Genomic DNA, 17,019 nt, shown 5'->3' on the forward strand with positions numbered 1-17,019 from the left:
CCAATGGGCTACTTTGATTATTCCAGAGAGCCCAAAAGTGACATTGCCTTTGTCGATATGAAATCCTTTTATGCTAGTGTTGAGTGCGTGAAAAGGGGCTTGCATCCGCTGAAGACCTCGCTTTGTGTCATGAGTCGCGCGGATAATTCAACTGGTCTTATCCTAGCCTCCTCTCCCCTGTTTAAGAAGATTTTTGGCAAGTCAAATGTTGGTCGAGCCTATGATCTGCCCTTTGATATCAAGACCCGTAAATTTTCCTACTATAATGCTAGAAAGCAAGGGCTACCTACCGACTCAGACTATGTTCGCTACATCGAAGATTGGGCTCAAGTGACCTTGATTGTGCCACCCAGGATGGATGAGTACATCGCAGTCAATATGGAAATCCAGCGAATCTTTCAGAATTATGGCAGTCCAGATGATATTTATCCTTACTCTATCGATGAGGGCTTTATTGACCTGACTAGTTCACTTAATTATTTCATTTCGGACAAGAGTTTCTCTCGCAAAGACAAGCTGGATATGCTTTCTGCTCGTATTCAGAGGGATATTTGGAGGCAGACAGGAATCTACTCTACAGTAGGTATGTCCAATGCCAATCCCTTACTGGCCAAGTTGGCTCTGGATAATGAGGCTAAGCACACTCCGACCATGAGGGCTAACTGGTCTTACCAGGATGTGGAAGAGAAGGTCTGGTCCATTCCCAAGATGACGGATTTTTGGGGGATTGGCAGGCGGATGGAGAAACGCTTGCATGCTCTGGGGATTTTTTCCATCAAGGAATTGGCAACCAGCAATCCCGACCAGCTAAAGAAAGTTCTGGGTCAGGCTGGTCTTCGTTTGTGGTTTCATGCTAACGGAATTGATGAGAGCAATGTTCATAAGCCCTATAAAGCCAAATCCAAGGGCCTGGGAAATTCTCAAATCTTGCCGAGAGACTACGTGAAGCTACGGGATATTGAAATTATTCTCCGGGAAATGGCGGAGCAGGTGGCTATTAGATTGAGAAGGTCTGGCAAGAAAACAACCCTTGTCTCTATCTATGTCGGTTTCTCTAAACAGGAGGTCAGGTCGTCTATTCACACACAAATGAAGGTCGAACCGACCAATAATACAGCTGTCTTAACGGATTATGTTTTGAAGTTATTTCAGAACAAATATACTTCTGGAGCGGTTAGAAGTATTGGAGTTAACTATTCAGGATTTGTAGACGAGTCCTTTGGTTTGATATCTCTCTTTGATGATGTTGATAAGTTAGAAAAAGAAGAAAGGCTCCAGACGGCCATTGACTCCATTCGGGAACAATTTGGTTTCACTTCCCTTTTAAGAGCAAATGCACTGGAAGAAGCCTCTAGGAGTCTTGCCAGAAGCAAGCTGATTGGGGGACATTCTGCTGGAGGATTAGATGGATTAAAATGATTGATCGTTCTTATTTACCTTTTCAATCTGCGCGAGATTATCAAGATCCAGGTATGCAGAAGTGGATGGGATTTTACCTCTCAGAACACACCAGTTCGCTCAGTGAAGAAAAAAAACGTGTTGATTTTTCGATAGATTTGGACCCAGTTGAGAAACTACATTTACTTTCTCAGCTTTATATTAGCCAGCTAAAGGGATGCTTTGTGGTTAAGGAAAAGAGGCAGAAGGCGACTATCATCGGTGAGGTAAGAGAGTTATCACATCAGACTCTATCTATTAGGACAAACGAGGGATATAGGTTAATAGAGGTTGCAGATGTCCTCGAAATTCGACTGTGGGAGGAGGGAGTTTATGACTAGAAAAGAGCTGTATGAAAACAAACTGCAGATGGATTATTTTTCAGATGACTATATTCGTTTTGAAGAGGATTTTCAAAAATACTCTGCCATGAACGTACCCTTGACTTTCTTGATTGATGACATCCTACGAACCATGGCAATGAATCAGAAGAACTACTTTGTCTTAAATAAGGAAAATGCCAAGGATGGGCGGGAGCATCGTTTTTATTTTAGGGTGGTAACGGAAAAAGCGTGTCCCAGAAATAGGACCTATGTATATGTTGGGGTTAAAAATAGTGACCAGTAGGCTAGGTGTGTTAGAATGAAGGTATTGGGCAGATATTGTCCTTGTAACAACGTAATAAAATAGAATAGGAAGTAAACTATGCTAGGAACAATTATAGGAGATATTGTCGGTTCTCGTTTTGAGTGGGACAATCATAAAAGTAAAAATTTTGATTTGTTTACCTCGGATTGTTCACCAACTGACGATAGTGTAATGAGTTTAGCAGTTGCTAAGGCGTTGTTGGCTAGTAAGGAAGATTGGAGTCATCTTTCGGAAAATGCTGTTAAGTACATGCAAGAGATTGGGAGAGACTATCCAAATTGTGGATATGGTGGGAATTTTTTCTATTGGATTCTGTCTGATAATCCGCAGCCTTATGCTAGCTATGGTAATGGGGCTGCGATGAGAATCAGTGCAGTCGGTTTTGTAGCAGATAGTATAGAGCAAGCAAAATACTTGTCACAAGCAGTGACACAAGTGAGTCATAATCATCCTGAGGGGATCAAAGGAGCAGAAGCAGTTGCAGTAGCTATTTTCTTAGCTCGAAAGGGTTATGGTCTTTTTGAAATCAGAGATTATATCGATGAAAACTACTATCCCATGGACTTTACTTTAGATAAAATCAGAGATTCTTATACATTTGACGTTACTTGCCCAGGCTCTGTTCCCCAGGCTTTCCAAGCTTTTTTCGAGTCAACTAGCTTTGAAGATGCTGTCAGAAATGCCATTTCTATAGGAGGAGATAGTGATACTATTGCAGCCATCTGCGGAGGACTTGCAGAAGCTTATTATGGTCTTTCTGACGAGATTAGACAAGAAGCCCTATCTTTTTTAGATAATCGTTTACTTGAAATTGTTGTTGAATTTGAAAATACTTATCCCAAATAATCATTCTGTTTTATATATACTAAGACATCCATATAAATTCATGGATGTTTTTTGATTTATATATCGAAAAAGAGAAGACCGGCTGGTCTTCTCTTTGGGGGAACTAGAATCATTGAAAAGAATTAAGTAAAGATTTTAATTAGTCTTTTAAATTCTTTTGGAAGATGAGTAGAGACAATACTGAAGTAATAGCAGCCAAGAATAAGAAGGCATTTGCTTCTTGTTCTCCAGTTTCTGGGAGTTGTTTTTCCTTGTCTTGTTTAACTGTAGTAGCAACAGGTGCTTTTTCATCTTTTCTTGGCGAATCTTCTGTTACAACTGCAGGAGCTGGTTTTTCAGTTTCTCTAGGTAGAACATACTCAGGGAGAGTCACAACTGGTGGTGCCTCTGTTCCTATAGAACTTTGTTTAGTTCCAACCTCAATTACTCTATCTAGAGCTGGAGTTGATTTGGTTTGGACTACCTTGCGATTGTTACCATCTACTTCGACATACTCAACTAACAAACCGTCTTTCCCTTCTGCTAGAACTTTCTCTTTTCCTTTATCTAAGTTTGGATTTTCGTGACGGATAGTCTTGAATGGTACTGCCTTCTTGACAATATCCAAGCTTGGAAGTTTAAAGACAAGGTCCTTAACCCCTTCTTCAGGACTTGAAGAAGTAATTGGTTTTCCAGGTTCTTTTGGTAGAAGGTACTCAGGGAGAGTCACAACTGGTGGAGTATCTGTTCCTACAGAACTTTGTTTAGTCCCAACTTCAATCACTCGGTCTAGAGCTGGAGTTGATTCGGTTTGGACTACCTTGCGATTGTTACCATCTACTTCGACATACTCAACTAACAAACCGTCTTTCCCTTCTGCTAGAACTTGTTCTTTTCCTTTATCTAAGTTTGGATTTTCATGACGGATAGTCTTGAATGGTATTGCCTTCTTGACAATATCCAAACTTGGAAGTTTAAAGAGAAGGTCTTTAACTCCCTCTTCAGGACTTGAAGAAGTAATTGGTTTTTCAGGCTCTTTTGGTAGAAGGTACTCAGGAAGAGTAACAACTGGTGGAGTATCTGTTCCTACAGAGCTTTGTTTCGTTCCAACTTCAATCACTCGGTCTAGAGCTGGAGTTGATTCAGTTTGAACTACTTTACGATTGCTGCCATCTACTTCTACATACTCGATTATAGCACCATCTTTCCCTTCTGCTAGAACTTTCTCTTTTCCTTTATCTAAGTTTGGATTTTCGCGACGGATAGTCTTGAATGGTACTGCCTTCTTAACAATATCCAAACTTGGGAGTTGGAAGACAAGCTCTTTAACCCCTTCTTCAGGACTTGAAGAAGTAATTGATTTTTCAGGTTGTTTCGGTTCAACCGGTTGTTCTGGTTGGCTAGATTGCAATTGCTTGATTTGTTCAAGAGCGTTATTGAGGGCTTTATTGACGTCTTCTTGAGTCTTCGCTTCTTGGATAGCTGCGATTGCTTTATCAGTAATTTCAACTAATTTTTTCTTAGCATCGTTGTTAGTACCAAGTTCAGCCACTTTTTTCTCAATAGCTTCAGTCAAGCTAGCCATAGCCTTATCATAATTGATTTCAGGCTGTTCAGGTTGTTTCGGATTAACCGGTTGTTCTGGTTGGCTAGGTTGCAATTGCTTGATTTGTTCAAGAGCGTTATTGAGGGCTTTATTGACGTCTTCTTGAGTCTTCGCTTCTTGGATAGCTGCGATTGCTTTATCAGTAATTTCAACTAATTTTTTCTTAGCATCGTTGTTAGCACCAAGTTCAGCTACTTTTTTCTCGATAGCTTCAGTCAGGCTAGCCATAGCCTTATCATAATTGATTTCAGGCTGTTCCGGTTGTTTTGGTTCAACTGGTTGTTCTGGTTGGCTAGGTTGCAATTGCTTGATTTGTTCAAGAGCGTTATTGAGAGCTTTGTTGACGTCTTCTTGAGTCTTAGCCTCTTGAATAGCTGCGATTGCTTTGTCAGTAATTTCAACTAATTTCTTCTTAGCATCGTTGTTAGCACCAAGCTCAGCCACTTTTTTCTCGATAGCTTCAGTCAGGCTAGCCATAGCCTTATCATAATTGATTTCAGGCTGTTCCGGTTGTTTCGGATCAACCGGTTGTTCTGGGTCTGTTTCGTCTCCAGGTTTTTGGTAATTTTCATCTTTGCTAAGAATATCTTGCAAAGCAGTGACTGTTGACATCACATCTTGTACATTTACCGTATCAGAACTTAATTGTGCAGTGAGTTTATCAAGATTAGACTTGAACGCTTGGCGTGCAGTTGCAGTATCTTTCAATCCAGCAGGATTAAAGTTAGACAAATCTTCTTTCCATTTAGAGATAGATTGAAGGATTTCTGCTTTGCTGTATAGCTCGCTTCCTTCGCCTTTTGTAATGAATTGATCCACTTGCATACCAATATTTTTAGTCAAATCATTCTTGTCAGGGTCTAGTTGGAGAGTTACTGCGTGCAAGTTTTCATCAAGTCCTTTTAGGCTGACTAGAGTCTGATCACCTTGACGGTTAGCGGCATGACCGCTAAAGTATTTCTTGCCATCAATAGTAGATGCATTTCCCATTCCATCTTGATAGGTGACTTCCTTACCGTCAAGGAATACTTTATAGACACCATGACCTGGGTCAACAAATCCTTTGATTTCTAAGCCTGTACCATAGAAATAAGCAGTCACAGTTGTCTTTTTCTTCTGATCCTCTGTCAGATGTCCAAATGATACCCATGATTCAGTGTTTTGGTATTTTCCAGAAGAGTTGGTTTCGTGTCTCCAGCCAGAACTGTAATCTAATTGGCTAGCCTGGTCGTCGTAATTTGTCTGATTCGTCTTCAATAAATCAGCCTTCATTACTCGAATAGTTGCGTCGGTAGCAAAACCGAGTAGGGCACCATCAGACGCAGAAGTGAGTTTGGCTTTGAAGTCAAAGATTGAGTCAGCTTGTTCGGTGAAGTCGATAGTTGGAATGGTAACAGTTTTCTCTGTTTCACCATCTGCAAAGGTCACATCTTGAGTTGTATCTTGGTAAACCTTACCGTGAACACCTGTTCCAGGTTCCGTAATGAAGCGAACGGTAGCAGCTCCCTTGCTTCCACCAACACGCTTAATTGTAACAGTAACAGGTTTTCCTTTTTCGACATCGTAAGAAGTTGCTTCAAGCTCAAACATACCCTTGCTGTTATTGTTTAGAGTGTAGATTCCTTCTGTAGCAATTGGTTCACCTGTTTTATTAACGAGAGTAATAGTGTGTTCTCCAGGCGCTAAATCACCAGTTTCGTAAACTTTTTGGCTACGTTTACGGCTACTGTTCTTGGTTTGTACATCTGCGACTTTTTGACCATCCACGTATACAGACATTTCACCATGGTTTGGATCTACTGTTGATACAACATAAGCCTTGGTTCCTGTGAAACGATAGGTGACTTTGGCGTCTTTCTTGTTGGTCCACATAGAAGTACCGCGGATACCTTCTGACTCGTTGTACCAAGTTGTACCTTCCTTGTCAGCCGTTGTATTTGAGTGGTATTCTAGTCCAAGAGGATATCCATCATTCTTTTCGATAGTGCTTGGAGTTTTATAGACTGAGAAGTTGGTTAGGATTGGTGTAGCTTGTGAGCCAGTAATCGTAACTCGGATTTTTTGTGCTTCTACAGGTTGACCCTGGATCAAACGACGATAGCCTACGGTTGAACCTTCACCATATGGAACCCAGCGTCCGTTGATTTCGACTTCAATCTTGAATCCAGAAATACGTTGTCCTTTGGCAATATCTTCCTTGAGTTCTACGACGTCAAAACGTCTCTTTTGTCCCAAATCAACTGTGAAGCTACCAGTTGTAGCATCATTTGAAAGAGCCCAGCTAGTATCGTCTTTACCGTCTGTAAGGTGGCTTTCTTTGTAGAGATGGTTCTGACGAGTCGAACTTGCTGTTACAGTTGCACCTTTGGCAAAGTCAGTCGCATACATTTGATCTAGAGTCGCTTTGAATTCTTTCAAGCGAGCCACGTCAGCATCTGCGAATTTACCTTCTTTGTTTGGTGGAATGTTGAGAAGAAGTGGCGTTCCACGACCAACAGACTTGAAGTAGATATCCATCAATTCTTTGAGGGATTTTGGCTGCTGGTTATCATGGTAGAACCAGCCGGAGCGGATGGAAACATCTGCTTCCCCTACAGAGTACATATCTCCGTCAGGGTCACCGTGGTTAAGGTATTCGTTCTTAACGTTTTCGGTGATATTTGCTTTCTTGACCTTATGCCATACAGGGTCACCGGCGATACCACGCTCATTTCCAATCCAACGGATACTTGTTGGTTCGGCAGAGAAGATAGCGATATCTCCTTCAGCTTCCTTGATGTATTTGAACCACTCATCAAAAGTGTAGGTTACTTTTTGGGCACCGCTACCGCGTGCTCCATCCATCCAGACTTCGATAAATTTACCCTTATTACCGTATTTTGGATTACCAAGGATTTCTTTTAGTTGATTGAGGTAGTATTCGTTGTATTCTTTTTGAGTAGCTACCTTATATTTAGGGCTATTAACATCCCATGGTGATAGGTAAACACCCATGTTCATATCGTATTTAGTAGCCGATTTAGAGATTTCTTCTAGAAGGTCACCTTTTCCATCTTTCCATGGACTTGCAGCTACGGTATGATTTGTATATTTAGATGGGTAAATAACGAAACCATCGTGGTGTTTGACAACCATAATAGTTCGTTTGAAACCAGTTTCCTTTAGAGTACGGATCCATTGGTCTGTATCTAAGTTAGTTGGATTGAAGTTTTTAGGGTCTTCATTTCCATGTCCCCACTCAGAATTAGTATAAGTATTCATACCATAGTGGATGAAGGCAGCTAATTCTTCCTTGTGATAATCAAGCTGAGCCTTGCTTGGAAGCGGACCGTGATTTCCGATTTCTGTTTCTTTATCTTCTGGATGAACAGCAGGTAAAACATTTGAAGTCGGACTAGAGCTATCAGAGATTTTTTCGTATTCAAAGACAACATCATTCACACCCTTGTGCTGGATGCTGGCTTCTAAGCGTGGAGTGATTGCGCGGTAGCCTGCGATTTCTTTTGCTTCAAAAGTGTTTACAAAGGAAACATCGTATTCTTTTCCGTCATTATTATCAGTAACAACATCTGCTAATTCTTGCTCTGAGCCTTTCAAACGATAATGAATGGCAAATGAACCTTTATTCACTTTATAAATCACCTTGATGACCCGTGTTCCTGGAGCTGTTTTGCTGACGACGTTGTAGGTCCACTCATCTTTGAGTTGTTTGTTGATTTCGACGCCATCAATAGAGACAATCTGGTATTTCTCTTGATTTTTTGTATAGAAGTCGGTCTTAGCGATTTCTTTTTTGAAGTCATAATCAAAAGCTGTTCCAACTTCAGTTTTTTCGACAAAAGTATCATCAGTTTTGATTGGATTACCAGTTTCATCTACGTGTTGAACCACTACACGTCCGTAATCGATTCCTTTAATGAGTGTCGCAACACCATTTTCATCGAAAGAATATTGATTTTCACCAATAACAGCAGTTTTATTTCTGAACATTTCTCCTTCAGGAGTAAAGTAATATCGTTTCCCGTTATCACCTTGGTACCAACCTTTGACACCATATTTTGCGATAATATCTTTTACCCATTTGACTTGCTCAGGTGAGAGGACGATCCCACCACCGAAACGGTCTTTGTCAGGGATGCCGTTTTCAATTGTGCCGTGTTGGTGAACACCGACTACTTTACCATCACCGTTGATAATACCAGCACCTGAAAGGCCTGAAACAGAAGTCATATGATAGGTAATGCCTTTTGAGCCTTTATCATTATAATTATCAACAGATTTCACGACACCATCAGCCTTGTAAAGTTGACCAGCGACAATTGGTTTTTTGAGCTCAGGTGAGCTTGAATCGGTCGGATATCCAATTGTGCTAACAGGATCTCCTGGTTGATAGGTTTTGTTTTCTGCCAAGGGAACAAAGGTAGCAGCTTTATTCGGGCTAGCGATTTGAAGAGGAACAGGTGCTACAACAGCAGCCAAGTCATTTTGATATCCTTTTCCAAATTCTTTCTTGTTCCAAAAATGAATATCTTCTTCTTTGAAAAGAGTAGTATTACCCGTTACAGGTTGAGAATTGCGAACAGCAGAATTGGAACCGAGGTTATAGTAAAACTTAGCAGAATCTCCACCTCGAATATGTCCTTCTTTTGTATCACGGTCTGATTCTAAAAAGTTGTGAGCGACAGTTAAGATGACATTTGGTGCCACAAAAATACCAGAACCAGACACGATATAGCGTTGGGAACCACCATTGTAAATAGTGTAAATCATACTAGCAGCAGTAGCAGGTTGTCCTTCATAAGGGACGTGCTTCAAATCTAGACCACCGTTGATGATCGCACGATTACCATTTTCAGCTTCTTTTGGAAGTTCTTCCTTGTTTTTTAGAATGCTTTCTGTCTCAACTTTAGGGCTATCCTTCTTGTCTACGATTGCTGAAGTATCTATGTTTTTCACGGGCGTATCAGGATAAGCTTGATCGTGGATTTCTTCAGGAAGCAAGTCAGTAGTTTTAGTTTCTGCTACAGTCTTCTCTTCTACTGGTTTAACAGTTTTTTCTGATTTCTCTGACTCTTGAGGTTTAGAAATTACAGGACTTTCATTTTTGACTTCTGGTTTAATTTTTTCAGCTTCGGCCAATTTTTCTACATTTGGTTGAGAGCTTGTAGTTTCAATTTTTGCTTCGTCAGCTAGTGCTGTTCCAGATGCAAAAAAAGCGAGACCAACCATAACCGAAGCAACACCAACGGTTAATTTTCTGATGCTAAAAGTTTGCCCTTTTTCAAAAAGGTATCGATTCATAATGTACTCCTAGTTTGAATAAAGACAGTCAGCTACTGTCTGAGCCCAAGTATGACTTGGAAACAATTTTTCTTTAGCGTTAGTTAAATTTTGTGCAATAGTTTGAGATTAATTACCCCTCCTGTTTAAGCGCTTTCATTTTAAGATAAAAAAATTAAAATTGCCATCTTAATCTTTAAAATGACCTAAAAACCTTAATATAACAAATATACTAAATTATTCCAAGAAATGCAATAGAGAAATGTAAGAAAATCAATCTAACTTAAAGAAATTCATTTGCTTTTTAAAGAAAAAATACATCCTTTCAAAAATTAAACTAAATGAAAGGATGTATTCAAAAAATCAGAGTAATTTTCGTATGGCCTCTTCAATTTGTTGTGGGTCTGTTTTGGAAGAGAAGCGTTCAAAGACTTGCCCATCTCGACCGATGAGAAACTTAGCGAAATTCCATTCGATTCGTTTTCCTAGTGGACCAGATTTCTGGTCTTTCAACCAAACATAGAGGGGATCTGCCTCCTTACCGTTGACCTTGATTTTGGCAAAACGTGGGAAGCTGGTTTGATAATGTAGGCTACAGAAGGCGTTGATTTCCTCTGCGCTGCCTGGTGCTTGTCCCATAAACTGATTGCAAGGGAAGTCTAAAATCTCAAAACCTTGTTCCTGATAGCGATCATAGAGTTCTTGAAGTCCTTGGTACTGGGGCGTTAAACCACATCCAGTAGCAGTGTTGACAACCAAGAGAACTTTCCCACGATAGGCATTTAGTGGGGTTTCTTGATGGTCTTGGTTTAAGACTGAAAAATCGTATAGTGTAGTCATTGATTGCTTTTCTCCTTCTGTTTAGTATTTTTAGGAGTTTTCTCCTCCTGAAGTGATAGAAATCCGTAGGTCAGGGTTCCAAAAATGCTACCGATAATCAGACCGTACATTAGGAAAGGACCACTTTTATCGAATTGCAGGAGCAACTTTCCAAAATCTGAAAGGGACATCTGCTGAACGAAGACTTTATGAAAGATGAGTAAGGTAAAGAAGCCAATCTGAATACCGATAAACACAATCCAGCTTCGGAATTTGATTTGGGCTTTGCTGTAGGTTTTGAGAATGATTTCTGATTTGTCATCCTTTTCAAGATGAAGCTCTTGGACGGCTTTTTGAGCTTTTATACTCATGAACAAAATGAGTCCAAAATAGATGTAGGGCATAACATTTCGAACAATTTCTATAAAGCTTCCGAACAAAATATAGAATAGGAAGAGAATGAAGGAAGAGTAAAAGATTTGGATCATGGAACGGGCGCAAGCCTTGTAGATAACCTCTTGACGGCATTCATCAAAAGGCCCTTGGATATGAAAGAAATTTCGAAGTAGGCGAGTTGTTAAGTCTTCTTTTTTCATGCTAGTAACCTCCTAAATGAGCGGTTTTTGATTGACTTCTTTAACGAGTTGATAGAAAGTATAGAAGTAAATCAAGCTAAAAATGATACAAATTGTTAGAAATACTAGATATCTCCAATCTGCAGGATTCCTTAAAAGTTGTGGGAAGGATAGAATCATAAAGATTAGTGCTAAGTTGAGTATGCGCGTTTTTTGGGAGTCGATTTTTAGATAAGTCAATCCTTTGTTGAGGGCTGGAACAAAGACTGGAAGGAGGACTATATCGTAGATTGGCAAGTTCCCTGAAACGATGATGAAGATGAGCAGTGAAGCAAACAAAAGATGATAGGTAAGTAAAGTTACTAGTGATTTCATAGGGCACCTCCTAATCCTCATCTTGATCTTTCTTAGTTTTTGCAATGCGACGGGAGATGAGGAACTGTATGCTCGCTCCGAAGAAAATAGAACCGAGAATGCTTGATACACCATTTCTTATAGTGAGAAGAGAATGAAAATAGTCCTGACCTTCACCTATGAGTATATGGAGAAGAGGAGTTATAAAAAACATCCATAGACCAAAGAACAAACCTGCTTTAAGACCTGGGGAATGTAGTTGCTTGCTTTCTTTCTCATTCAGCATATCTGGTTCAATAGTTGTAATCCCTGTTTTTTGCATTTGGTAGGTGAGATAGCTAGCAGCGATGAGGGCAATCACTAAAATCAGAGGAGGATAGACCAGAGCCACTAGTTGAGGAAATTTATAGGCTAAAACGAGTGGAATAAGATTTCCGAAAATCATCAGATAAAAGAGGATGATAAAGACTTGGTTACCGATACGATCGGCCTCACGCCGTTTGTATTCGTCAAGGGGATCAGAAATGCCGTATGTGCGTTTGATCAGTTTTTCAGTAAAGGTTTCTTTTTTCATAAGTTTGCTCCTTTTTTAAAAATTATCCTCCCAAAAGAGACTATTGAGGTCAGTTTGGAGGCTGCGGGCGAGATTGAGACAGAGTTCCAGGGTTGGATTGTACTTGTCGTTCTCAATCATATTGATGGTTTGTCTCGAGACACCGATATCCTTGGCTAGTTCGAGCTGGGAAATACCCAATTCCTTGCGAAATTCTTTCACACGATTCATCTGGACTCCTTTCTGACTCATGTCGTATATATTTGACTATATTATATTCTTCTATGAAATAGATGTCAAGCATATTTGACATATTTCTTAAAGAAATCTTACTTTTTTTGACCTATTTGTCTGACTAGTGCAAGCTAGTCGGATTTGTGGTAAAATAGATAAGATATGACAAAAGAATTTCATCATGTAACGGTCTTACTCCACGAAACGGTTGATATGCTTGACGTAAAGCCTGACGGTATCTACGTTGATGCGACTTTGGGTGGAGCGGGCCATAGCGAATATTTATTAAGTAAATTAAGTGAAAAAGGCCATCTCTATGCCTTTGACCAGGACCAGAATGCCATTGACAACGCGCAAAAACGTTTGGCACCCTATATCGAAAAAGGGATGGTAACCTTTATCAAGGATAATTTCCGTCATTTACAGGCACGTTTGCGCGAAGCTGGTGTTCAGGAAATTGATGGAATTTGTTATGACTTGGGAGTGTCTAGTCCTCAATTGGATCAGCGTGAACGTGGTTTTTCTTATAAAAAGGATGCGCCACTGGACATGCGGATGAATCAGGAAGCTAGTCTGACAGCCTATGAAGTGGTGAACCACTATGACTATCATGACTTGGTTCGTATTTTCTTCAAGTATGGTGAGGATAAATTCTCTAAACAGATTGCGCGTAAGATCGAACAAGCACGGGAAGTCAAGCCAATCGAGACAACGACTGAGTTAGCAGAAATTATCAAGTCGGCTAAACCTGCTAAGGAGCTCAAGAAGAAGGGCCATCCTGCCAAGCAGATTTTCCAGGCTATTCGGATTGAAGTCAATGATGAACTGGGAGCAGCAGATGAATCTATCCAGCAGGCTATGGAGATGTTGGCTCTAGATGGTAGAATCTCAGTGATTACCTTTCATTCACTAGAAGACCGCTTGACCAAGCAATTGTTCAAGGAAGCTTCAACGGTGGAAGTTCCAAAAGGCTTGCCTTTCATCCCAGATGATCTCAAGCCCAATATGGAATTGGTGTCCCGTAAGCCAATCTTGCCAAGTGCAGAAGAATTAGAAGCCAATAACCGCTCGCACTCAGCCAAGTTGCGCGTGGCCAGAAAAATTCACAAGTAAGAGGGGAAAAGATGGCAGAAAGAATCGAAAAAACAAGCCAGTCGCTGCAAACCAAGTTTAAGAGATTTTCACGAGTAGAGAAGGCATTTTATCTTTCGATTGCTTTGACTACAATTGTTTTAGCAATTAGCGTTGTGTTTATGCAGACAAAGCTATTACAAGTTCAGAATGAATTGACCAAGGTTAATGCTCAGATAGAAGAAAAGAAGACAGAACTCGATGATGCTAAGCAGGAAGTGAATGAATTGATTCGTTCAGAGCGCTTGAAAGAGATTGCAGATAAAAAAGATTTGAAATTGAATAACGAAAATATCCGAACAGCGGAGTAAGATATGAAACAATTGAAAGAAAAAATTATCCGTTTTGCCGTTCGCAACCGTAAATCACCAGAAGAAAATCGCCGAAGAGTAGGGAAGAGCTTAAGTTTATTGGCAGTCGTACTCTTCGCTGTCTTTTTGGTCAACTTTGCGGTCATTATCGGAACGGGTAGTAAATTTGGTAAAGACTTGGTCAGAGAGGCTAAGAAGGTTCACCAGACAACGAAGACCATTCCGGCGAAACGAGGAACCATCTATGATCGAAATGGAACGCCAATAGCAGAAGATGCGACTTCTTATAATGTGTATGCTGTTATTGACAAGACCTACAAGTCAGCTACTGGGAAAGTTCTTTATGTAGAAGATTCACAATTTAGTAAAGTTGCAGAAATTTTTCATAAATACCTAGATATGGATGAGTCCTATGTGACAGAACAACTTGCTCAGCCCAATCTGAAACAGGTATCGTTTGGTACAAAAGGAAATGGTATTACTTATGCCAATATGATGGCTATTAAAAATGACCTCAAGACTGCTGGTGTGGAGGGGGTTGATTTTACAACTAGTCCTAACCGCAGTTATCCGAATGGTCAGTTTGCTTCATCATTTATTGGTCTAGCACAACTTCATGAAAATGAAGATGGTAGCAAGAGTTTGTTAGGGACATCTGGTTTAGAGAGTTCTCTAAATAGAATTCTTGCGGGAACAGATGGGGTTATCACTTACGAAAAAGATCGTCTGGGAAATATTGTACCAGGTACAGAGCAAGTTTCTCAACAAACTGTAGACGGGAAGGATGTTTATACCACTCTTTCAAGTCCCTTGCAGTCCTTCATGGAAACACAGATGGATGCCTTTCAAGAAAAGGTAAAAGGCAAGTACATGACAGCTACCTTGGTCAGTGCTAAGACAGGTGAAATCCTCGCTACTACTCAAAGACCTACCTTTAATGCAGACACTAAGGATGGTATCACTAAAGACTTTGTCTGGCGTGATATCCTCTATCAAAGTAACTATGAGCCAGGGTCAACCATGAAGGTGATGATGTTGGCAGCAGCTATTGATAATAAGACTTTCCCTGGTGGAGAATACTTTAACAGTAGCGAGTTGAAACTGGCAGATGCAACCATTCGAGACTGGGACGTTAACGAAGGTTTGACGAGTGGTGGAACAATGACCTTTTCTCAAGGTTTTGCCCACTCTAGTAATATCGGGATGACCTTGCTTGAGCAGAAAATGGGAGATGCGACTTGGCTCGATTATCTCAATCGCTTTAAGTTTGGAGTGCCGACGCGTTTTGGTCTGACTGATGAGTATACAGGTCAATTGCCTGCAGATAATATTGTCAATATTGCCATGAGTGCATTTGGTCAGGGGATTTCTGTAACGCAGACCCAGATGCTACGTGCTTTTACAGCCATTGCCAATGATGGTGTTATGTTAGAGCCGAAATTTATCAGTGCCCTTTATGACCCTAATGATCAATCTGTTCGTAAATCTCAAAAAGAGGTTGTCGGAAATCCTGTATCGAAAGAAGCGGCATCAGTCACGCGTGACCACATGGTTATGGTCGGAACAGACCCTACATATGGAACTATGTATAATCATAGTACAGGCAAGGCAACTGTCAATGTTCCGGGTCAGAATGTGGCCCTTAAATCAGGGACTGCGCAGATTGCGGATGAGAAAAATGGTGGTTATCTTACAGGTTCAACAAACTACATTTTCTCAGTTGTTTCTATGCACCCAGCGGAAAATCCTGACTTTATTCTCTATGTAACGGTTCAACAACCTGAGCATTATTCAGGTATTCAACTTGGAGAGTTTGCCAATCCAATTCTTGAAAGAGCCTCAGCTATGAAAGAATCACTTAATCTTCAGTCAACTGCTAAGAATTTGGAGCAGTTTAGTAAGATTACAAGTTATGCAATGCCTGCAACTAAGGATTACACGCCGGGTGATTTAGCAGAGGAATTACGACGTAACCTTGTTCAACCAATCGTTATTGGAACAGGAACTAAGGTTAAAGATAGTTCTGTTTCTGAAGGGAATAATTTGGAAGCCAATCAGCAAATCTTAATTCTATCTGATAAGCTTGAAGAAATGCCGGATATGTATGGATGGACACAGGAAAATGTTCAAGCATTTGCCAAATGGTTGAACATTGAAGTAGAGTGGGATGGTACAGGTAAAACGGTTCAAAAACAGAGTGTTCGTGCCAATACTGCCATCAAAGATATTAAAAATTTGAAAGTAACTTTAGGAGATTAACATGATTAGTTCCATTAGTGCTGGAATTCTTAGCTTTTTATTAACAGTTATTGGTATTCCAGCCTTTATCCAATTTTATCGAAAAGCCCAGATTACTGGACAGCAGATGCATGAGGATGTCAAGCAGCATCAGGCAAAAGCTGGAACTCCAACTATGGGGGGACTTGTTTTCCTTGTTGTTGCAGTTGCGGTGAGTTTCCTCGTCGCTCTTTTTTCAAAACAATTGACCAATAATGTTGGTATGATTTTGTTTATTTTGGTCTTGTATGGCTTGGTTGGTTTTTTAGATGACTTCCTCAAGGTCTTCCGCAAGATCAATGAGGGGCTAAATCCCAAGCAGAAATTGGCTCTTCAGCTTCTAGGTGGCGTCATTTTCTATCTTTTTTATGAGCGTGGGGGCGATATGCTCTCTGTCTTTGGTTACCAAGTGCATCTAGGGATTTTCTATATTATCTTCGCTCTTTTCTGGCTAGTCGGTTTTTCAAATGCAGTGAACTTGACAGACGGTATTGACGGTTTAGCGAGTATTTCCGTTGTGATTAGTTTGTCTGCCTATGGAGTTATTGCCTATGTGCAAGGTCAGATGGATATTCTTCTAGTGATTCTTGCCATGATTGGTGGTTTGCTAGGCTTCTTCGTCTTTAACCATAAGCCTGCTAAGGTCTTTATGGGAGATGTGGGAAGTTTGGCTCTCGGTGGAATGCTGGCAGCTATTTCAATGGCTCTCCACCAAGAATGGACTCTCTTGATTATCGGAATTGTTTATGTCTTTGAAACAAGTTCAGTTATGATGCAAGTCAGTTATTTCAAACTGACAGGTGGGAAACGTATTTTTCGTATGACGCCTGTGCATCACCATTTTGAGCTTGGAGGATTGTCTGGTAAGGGAAATCCTTGGAGCGAGTGGAAGGTTGACTTCTTCTTTTGGGGAGTGGGGCTTCTAGCAAGTCTTTTGACGCTAGCCTTTTTATACCTACTGTAAAAAAT

14 protein-coding genes are annotated in these 17,019 nt (G+C 40.4%); 8 read left to right on the forward strand and 6 right to left on the reverse strand.

What is annotated here, in order from left to right:
- The first annotated feature begins 3 nt into the window (after positions 1-3).
- From M594_RS01690 to M594_RS01705, 4 genes are all read left to right on the forward strand, one after another.
- Positions 4-1,419 (forward strand): Y-family DNA polymerase, encoded by a 1,416-nt coding sequence (locus M594_RS01690; RefSeq protein ID WP_173875796.1) that lies wholly within the window; start codon positions 4-6, stop codon positions 1,417-1,419.
- Entirely contained in the window at positions 1,416-1,778 is a 363-nt protein-coding gene (locus tag M594_RS01695; RefSeq protein ID WP_173875797.1) for a hypothetical protein, read from the forward strand. Before M594_RS01690 ends, M594_RS01695 begins: the two co-directional genes overlap by 4 nt.
- On the forward strand, positions 1,771-2,064 hold the full coding sequence (locus tag M594_RS01700) for a DUF5960 family protein (protein WP_173875798.1): 294 nt from the start codon (positions 1,771-1,773) through the stop codon (positions 2,062-2,064). The genes M594_RS01695 and M594_RS01700 overlap by 8 nt, the downstream gene beginning before the upstream one ends.
- A gap of 78 nt (positions 2,065-2,142) precedes the next feature.
- Entirely contained in the window at positions 2,143-2,931 is a 789-nt protein-coding gene (locus M594_RS01705) for an ADP-ribosylglycohydrolase family protein (protein WP_173875799.1), read from the forward strand.
- 139 nt (positions 2,932-3,070) lie between these two features.
- On the opposite strand, the gene M594_RS01710 is transcribed toward M594_RS01705, so the two are convergent.
- From M594_RS01710 to M594_RS01735, 6 genes are all read right to left on the reverse strand, one after another.
- Positions 3,071-9,817 (reverse strand): G5 domain-containing protein, encoded by a 6,747-nt coding sequence (locus M594_RS01710; protein ID WP_173875800.1) that lies wholly within the window; start codon positions 9,815-9,817, stop codon positions 3,071-3,073.
- A gap of 342 nt (positions 9,818-10,159) precedes the next feature.
- Positions 10,160-10,636 (reverse strand): glutathione peroxidase, encoded by a 477-nt coding sequence (locus tag M594_RS01715; RefSeq protein WP_173875801.1) that lies wholly within the window; start codon positions 10,634-10,636, stop codon positions 10,160-10,162.
- Entirely contained in the window at positions 10,633-11,211 is a 579-nt protein-coding gene (locus tag M594_RS01720; protein ID WP_173875802.1) for a DUF3278 domain-containing protein, read from the reverse strand. The genes M594_RS01715 and M594_RS01720 overlap by 4 nt, the downstream gene beginning before the upstream one ends.
- A 12-nt stretch (positions 11,212-11,223) precedes the next feature.
- Positions 11,224-11,565 carry a hypothetical protein gene (locus tag M594_RS01725; RefSeq protein WP_173875803.1) on the reverse strand — a complete coding sequence of 114 codons (342 nt, stop codon included), beginning with the start codon at positions 11,563-11,565 and terminating at the stop codon, positions 11,224-11,226.
- A 10-nt stretch (positions 11,566-11,575) separates the two neighbouring features.
- A complete protein-coding gene (locus M594_RS01730; RefSeq protein WP_173875804.1) occupies positions 11,576-12,118 on the reverse strand; it encodes a DUF3278 domain-containing protein in 543 nt (180 codons plus the stop codon).
- A gap of 15 nt (positions 12,119-12,133) precedes the next feature.
- Positions 12,134-12,328, reverse strand: coding sequence for a helix-turn-helix transcriptional regulator (locus M594_RS01735; protein ID WP_001082471.1), 195 nt, complete (start codon positions 12,326-12,328; stop codon positions 12,134-12,136).
- A gap of 165 nt (positions 12,329-12,493) precedes the next feature.
- On the opposite strand from M594_RS01735, the gene rsmH reads away from it, so the two are divergent.
- The 4 genes from rsmH to mraY are packed head-to-tail and all read left to right on the forward strand — an operon-like array spanning position 12,494 to position 17,014.
- On the forward strand, positions 12,494-13,444 hold the full coding sequence (gene rsmH, locus M594_RS01740; RefSeq protein ID WP_173875805.1) for a 16S rRNA (cytosine(1402)-N(4))-methyltransferase RsmH: 951 nt from the start codon (positions 12,494-12,496) through the stop codon (positions 13,442-13,444).
- An 11-nt stretch (positions 13,445-13,455) separates the two neighbouring features.
- A complete protein-coding gene (gene ftsL, locus M594_RS01745; RefSeq protein ID WP_125452823.1) occupies positions 13,456-13,773 on the forward strand; it encodes a cell division protein FtsL in 318 nt (105 codons plus the stop codon).
- A gap of 3 nt (positions 13,774-13,776) precedes the next feature.
- Positions 13,777-16,032: a penicillin-binding protein PBP2X gene (pbp2X, locus tag M594_RS01750; protein ID WP_173875806.1), complete on the forward strand. Its 2,256-nt coding sequence runs from the start codon at positions 13,777-13,779 to the stop codon at positions 16,030-16,032.
- Between the two features lies 1 nt (position 16,033).
- Positions 16,034-17,014 (forward strand): phospho-N-acetylmuramoyl-pentapeptide-transferase, encoded by a 981-nt coding sequence (mraY, locus tag M594_RS01755; protein ID WP_173875807.1) that lies wholly within the window; start codon positions 16,034-16,036, stop codon positions 17,012-17,014.
- The last annotated feature ends 5 nt before the right edge of the window (positions 17,015-17,019 follow it).

Origin of the sequence: Streptococcus mitis (assembly GCF_013305725.1) — a bacterium.
GTDB classification, from domain to species: Bacteria; Bacillota; Bacilli; order Lactobacillales; family Streptococcaceae; genus Streptococcus; species Streptococcus mitis_BO.

Excerpts from the sequence above, each read along its gene's own strand:
- M594_RS01725 (WP_173875803.1), bottom strand. The coding sequence starts at position 11,565 with ATGAAATCACTAGTAACTTTACTTACCTATCATCTTTTGTTTGCTTCA.
- M594_RS01690 (WP_173875796.1), top strand. The coding sequence starts at position 4 with ATGGGCTACTTTGATTATTCCAGAGAGCCCAAAAGTGACATTGCCTTT.
- M594_RS01715 (WP_173875801.1), bottom strand. The coding sequence starts at position 10,636 with ATGACTACACTATACGATTTTTCAGTCTTAAACCAAGACCATCAAGAA.
- M594_RS01700 (WP_173875798.1), top strand. The coding sequence starts at position 1,771 with ATGACTAGAAAAGAGCTGTATGAAAACAAACTGCAGATGGATTATTTT.
- M594_RS01695 (WP_173875797.1), top strand. The coding sequence starts at position 1,416 with ATGATTGATCGTTCTTATTTACCTTTTCAATCTGCGCGAGATTATCAA.
- M594_RS01720 (WP_173875802.1), bottom strand. The coding sequence starts at position 11,211 with ATGAAAAAAGAAGACTTAACAACTCGCCTACTTCGAAATTTCTTTCAT.
- pbp2X (WP_173875806.1), top strand. The coding sequence starts at position 13,777 with ATGAAACAATTGAAAGAAAAAATTATCCGTTTTGCCGTTCGCAACCGT.
- M594_RS01710 (WP_173875800.1), bottom strand. The coding sequence starts at position 9,817 with ATGAATCGATACCTTTTTGAAAAAGGGCAAACTTTTAGCATCAGAAAA.
- M594_RS01705 (WP_173875799.1), top strand. The coding sequence starts at position 2,143 with ATGCTAGGAACAATTATAGGAGATATTGTCGGTTCTCGTTTTGAGTGG.
- M594_RS01735 (WP_001082471.1), bottom strand. The coding sequence starts at position 12,328 with ATGAATCGTGTGAAAGAATTTCGCAAGGAATTGGGTATTTCCCAGCTC.
- ftsL (WP_125452823.1), top strand. The coding sequence starts at position 13,456 with ATGGCAGAAAGAATCGAAAAAACAAGCCAGTCGCTGCAAACCAAGTTT.
- rsmH (WP_173875805.1), top strand. The coding sequence starts at position 12,494 with ATGACAAAAGAATTTCATCATGTAACGGTCTTACTCCACGAAACGGTT.
- mraY (WP_173875807.1), top strand. The coding sequence starts at position 16,034 with ATGATTAGTTCCATTAGTGCTGGAATTCTTAGCTTTTTATTAACAGTT.
- M594_RS01730 (WP_173875804.1), bottom strand. The coding sequence starts at position 12,118 with ATGAAAAAAGAAACCTTTACTGAAAAACTGATCAAACGCACATACGGC.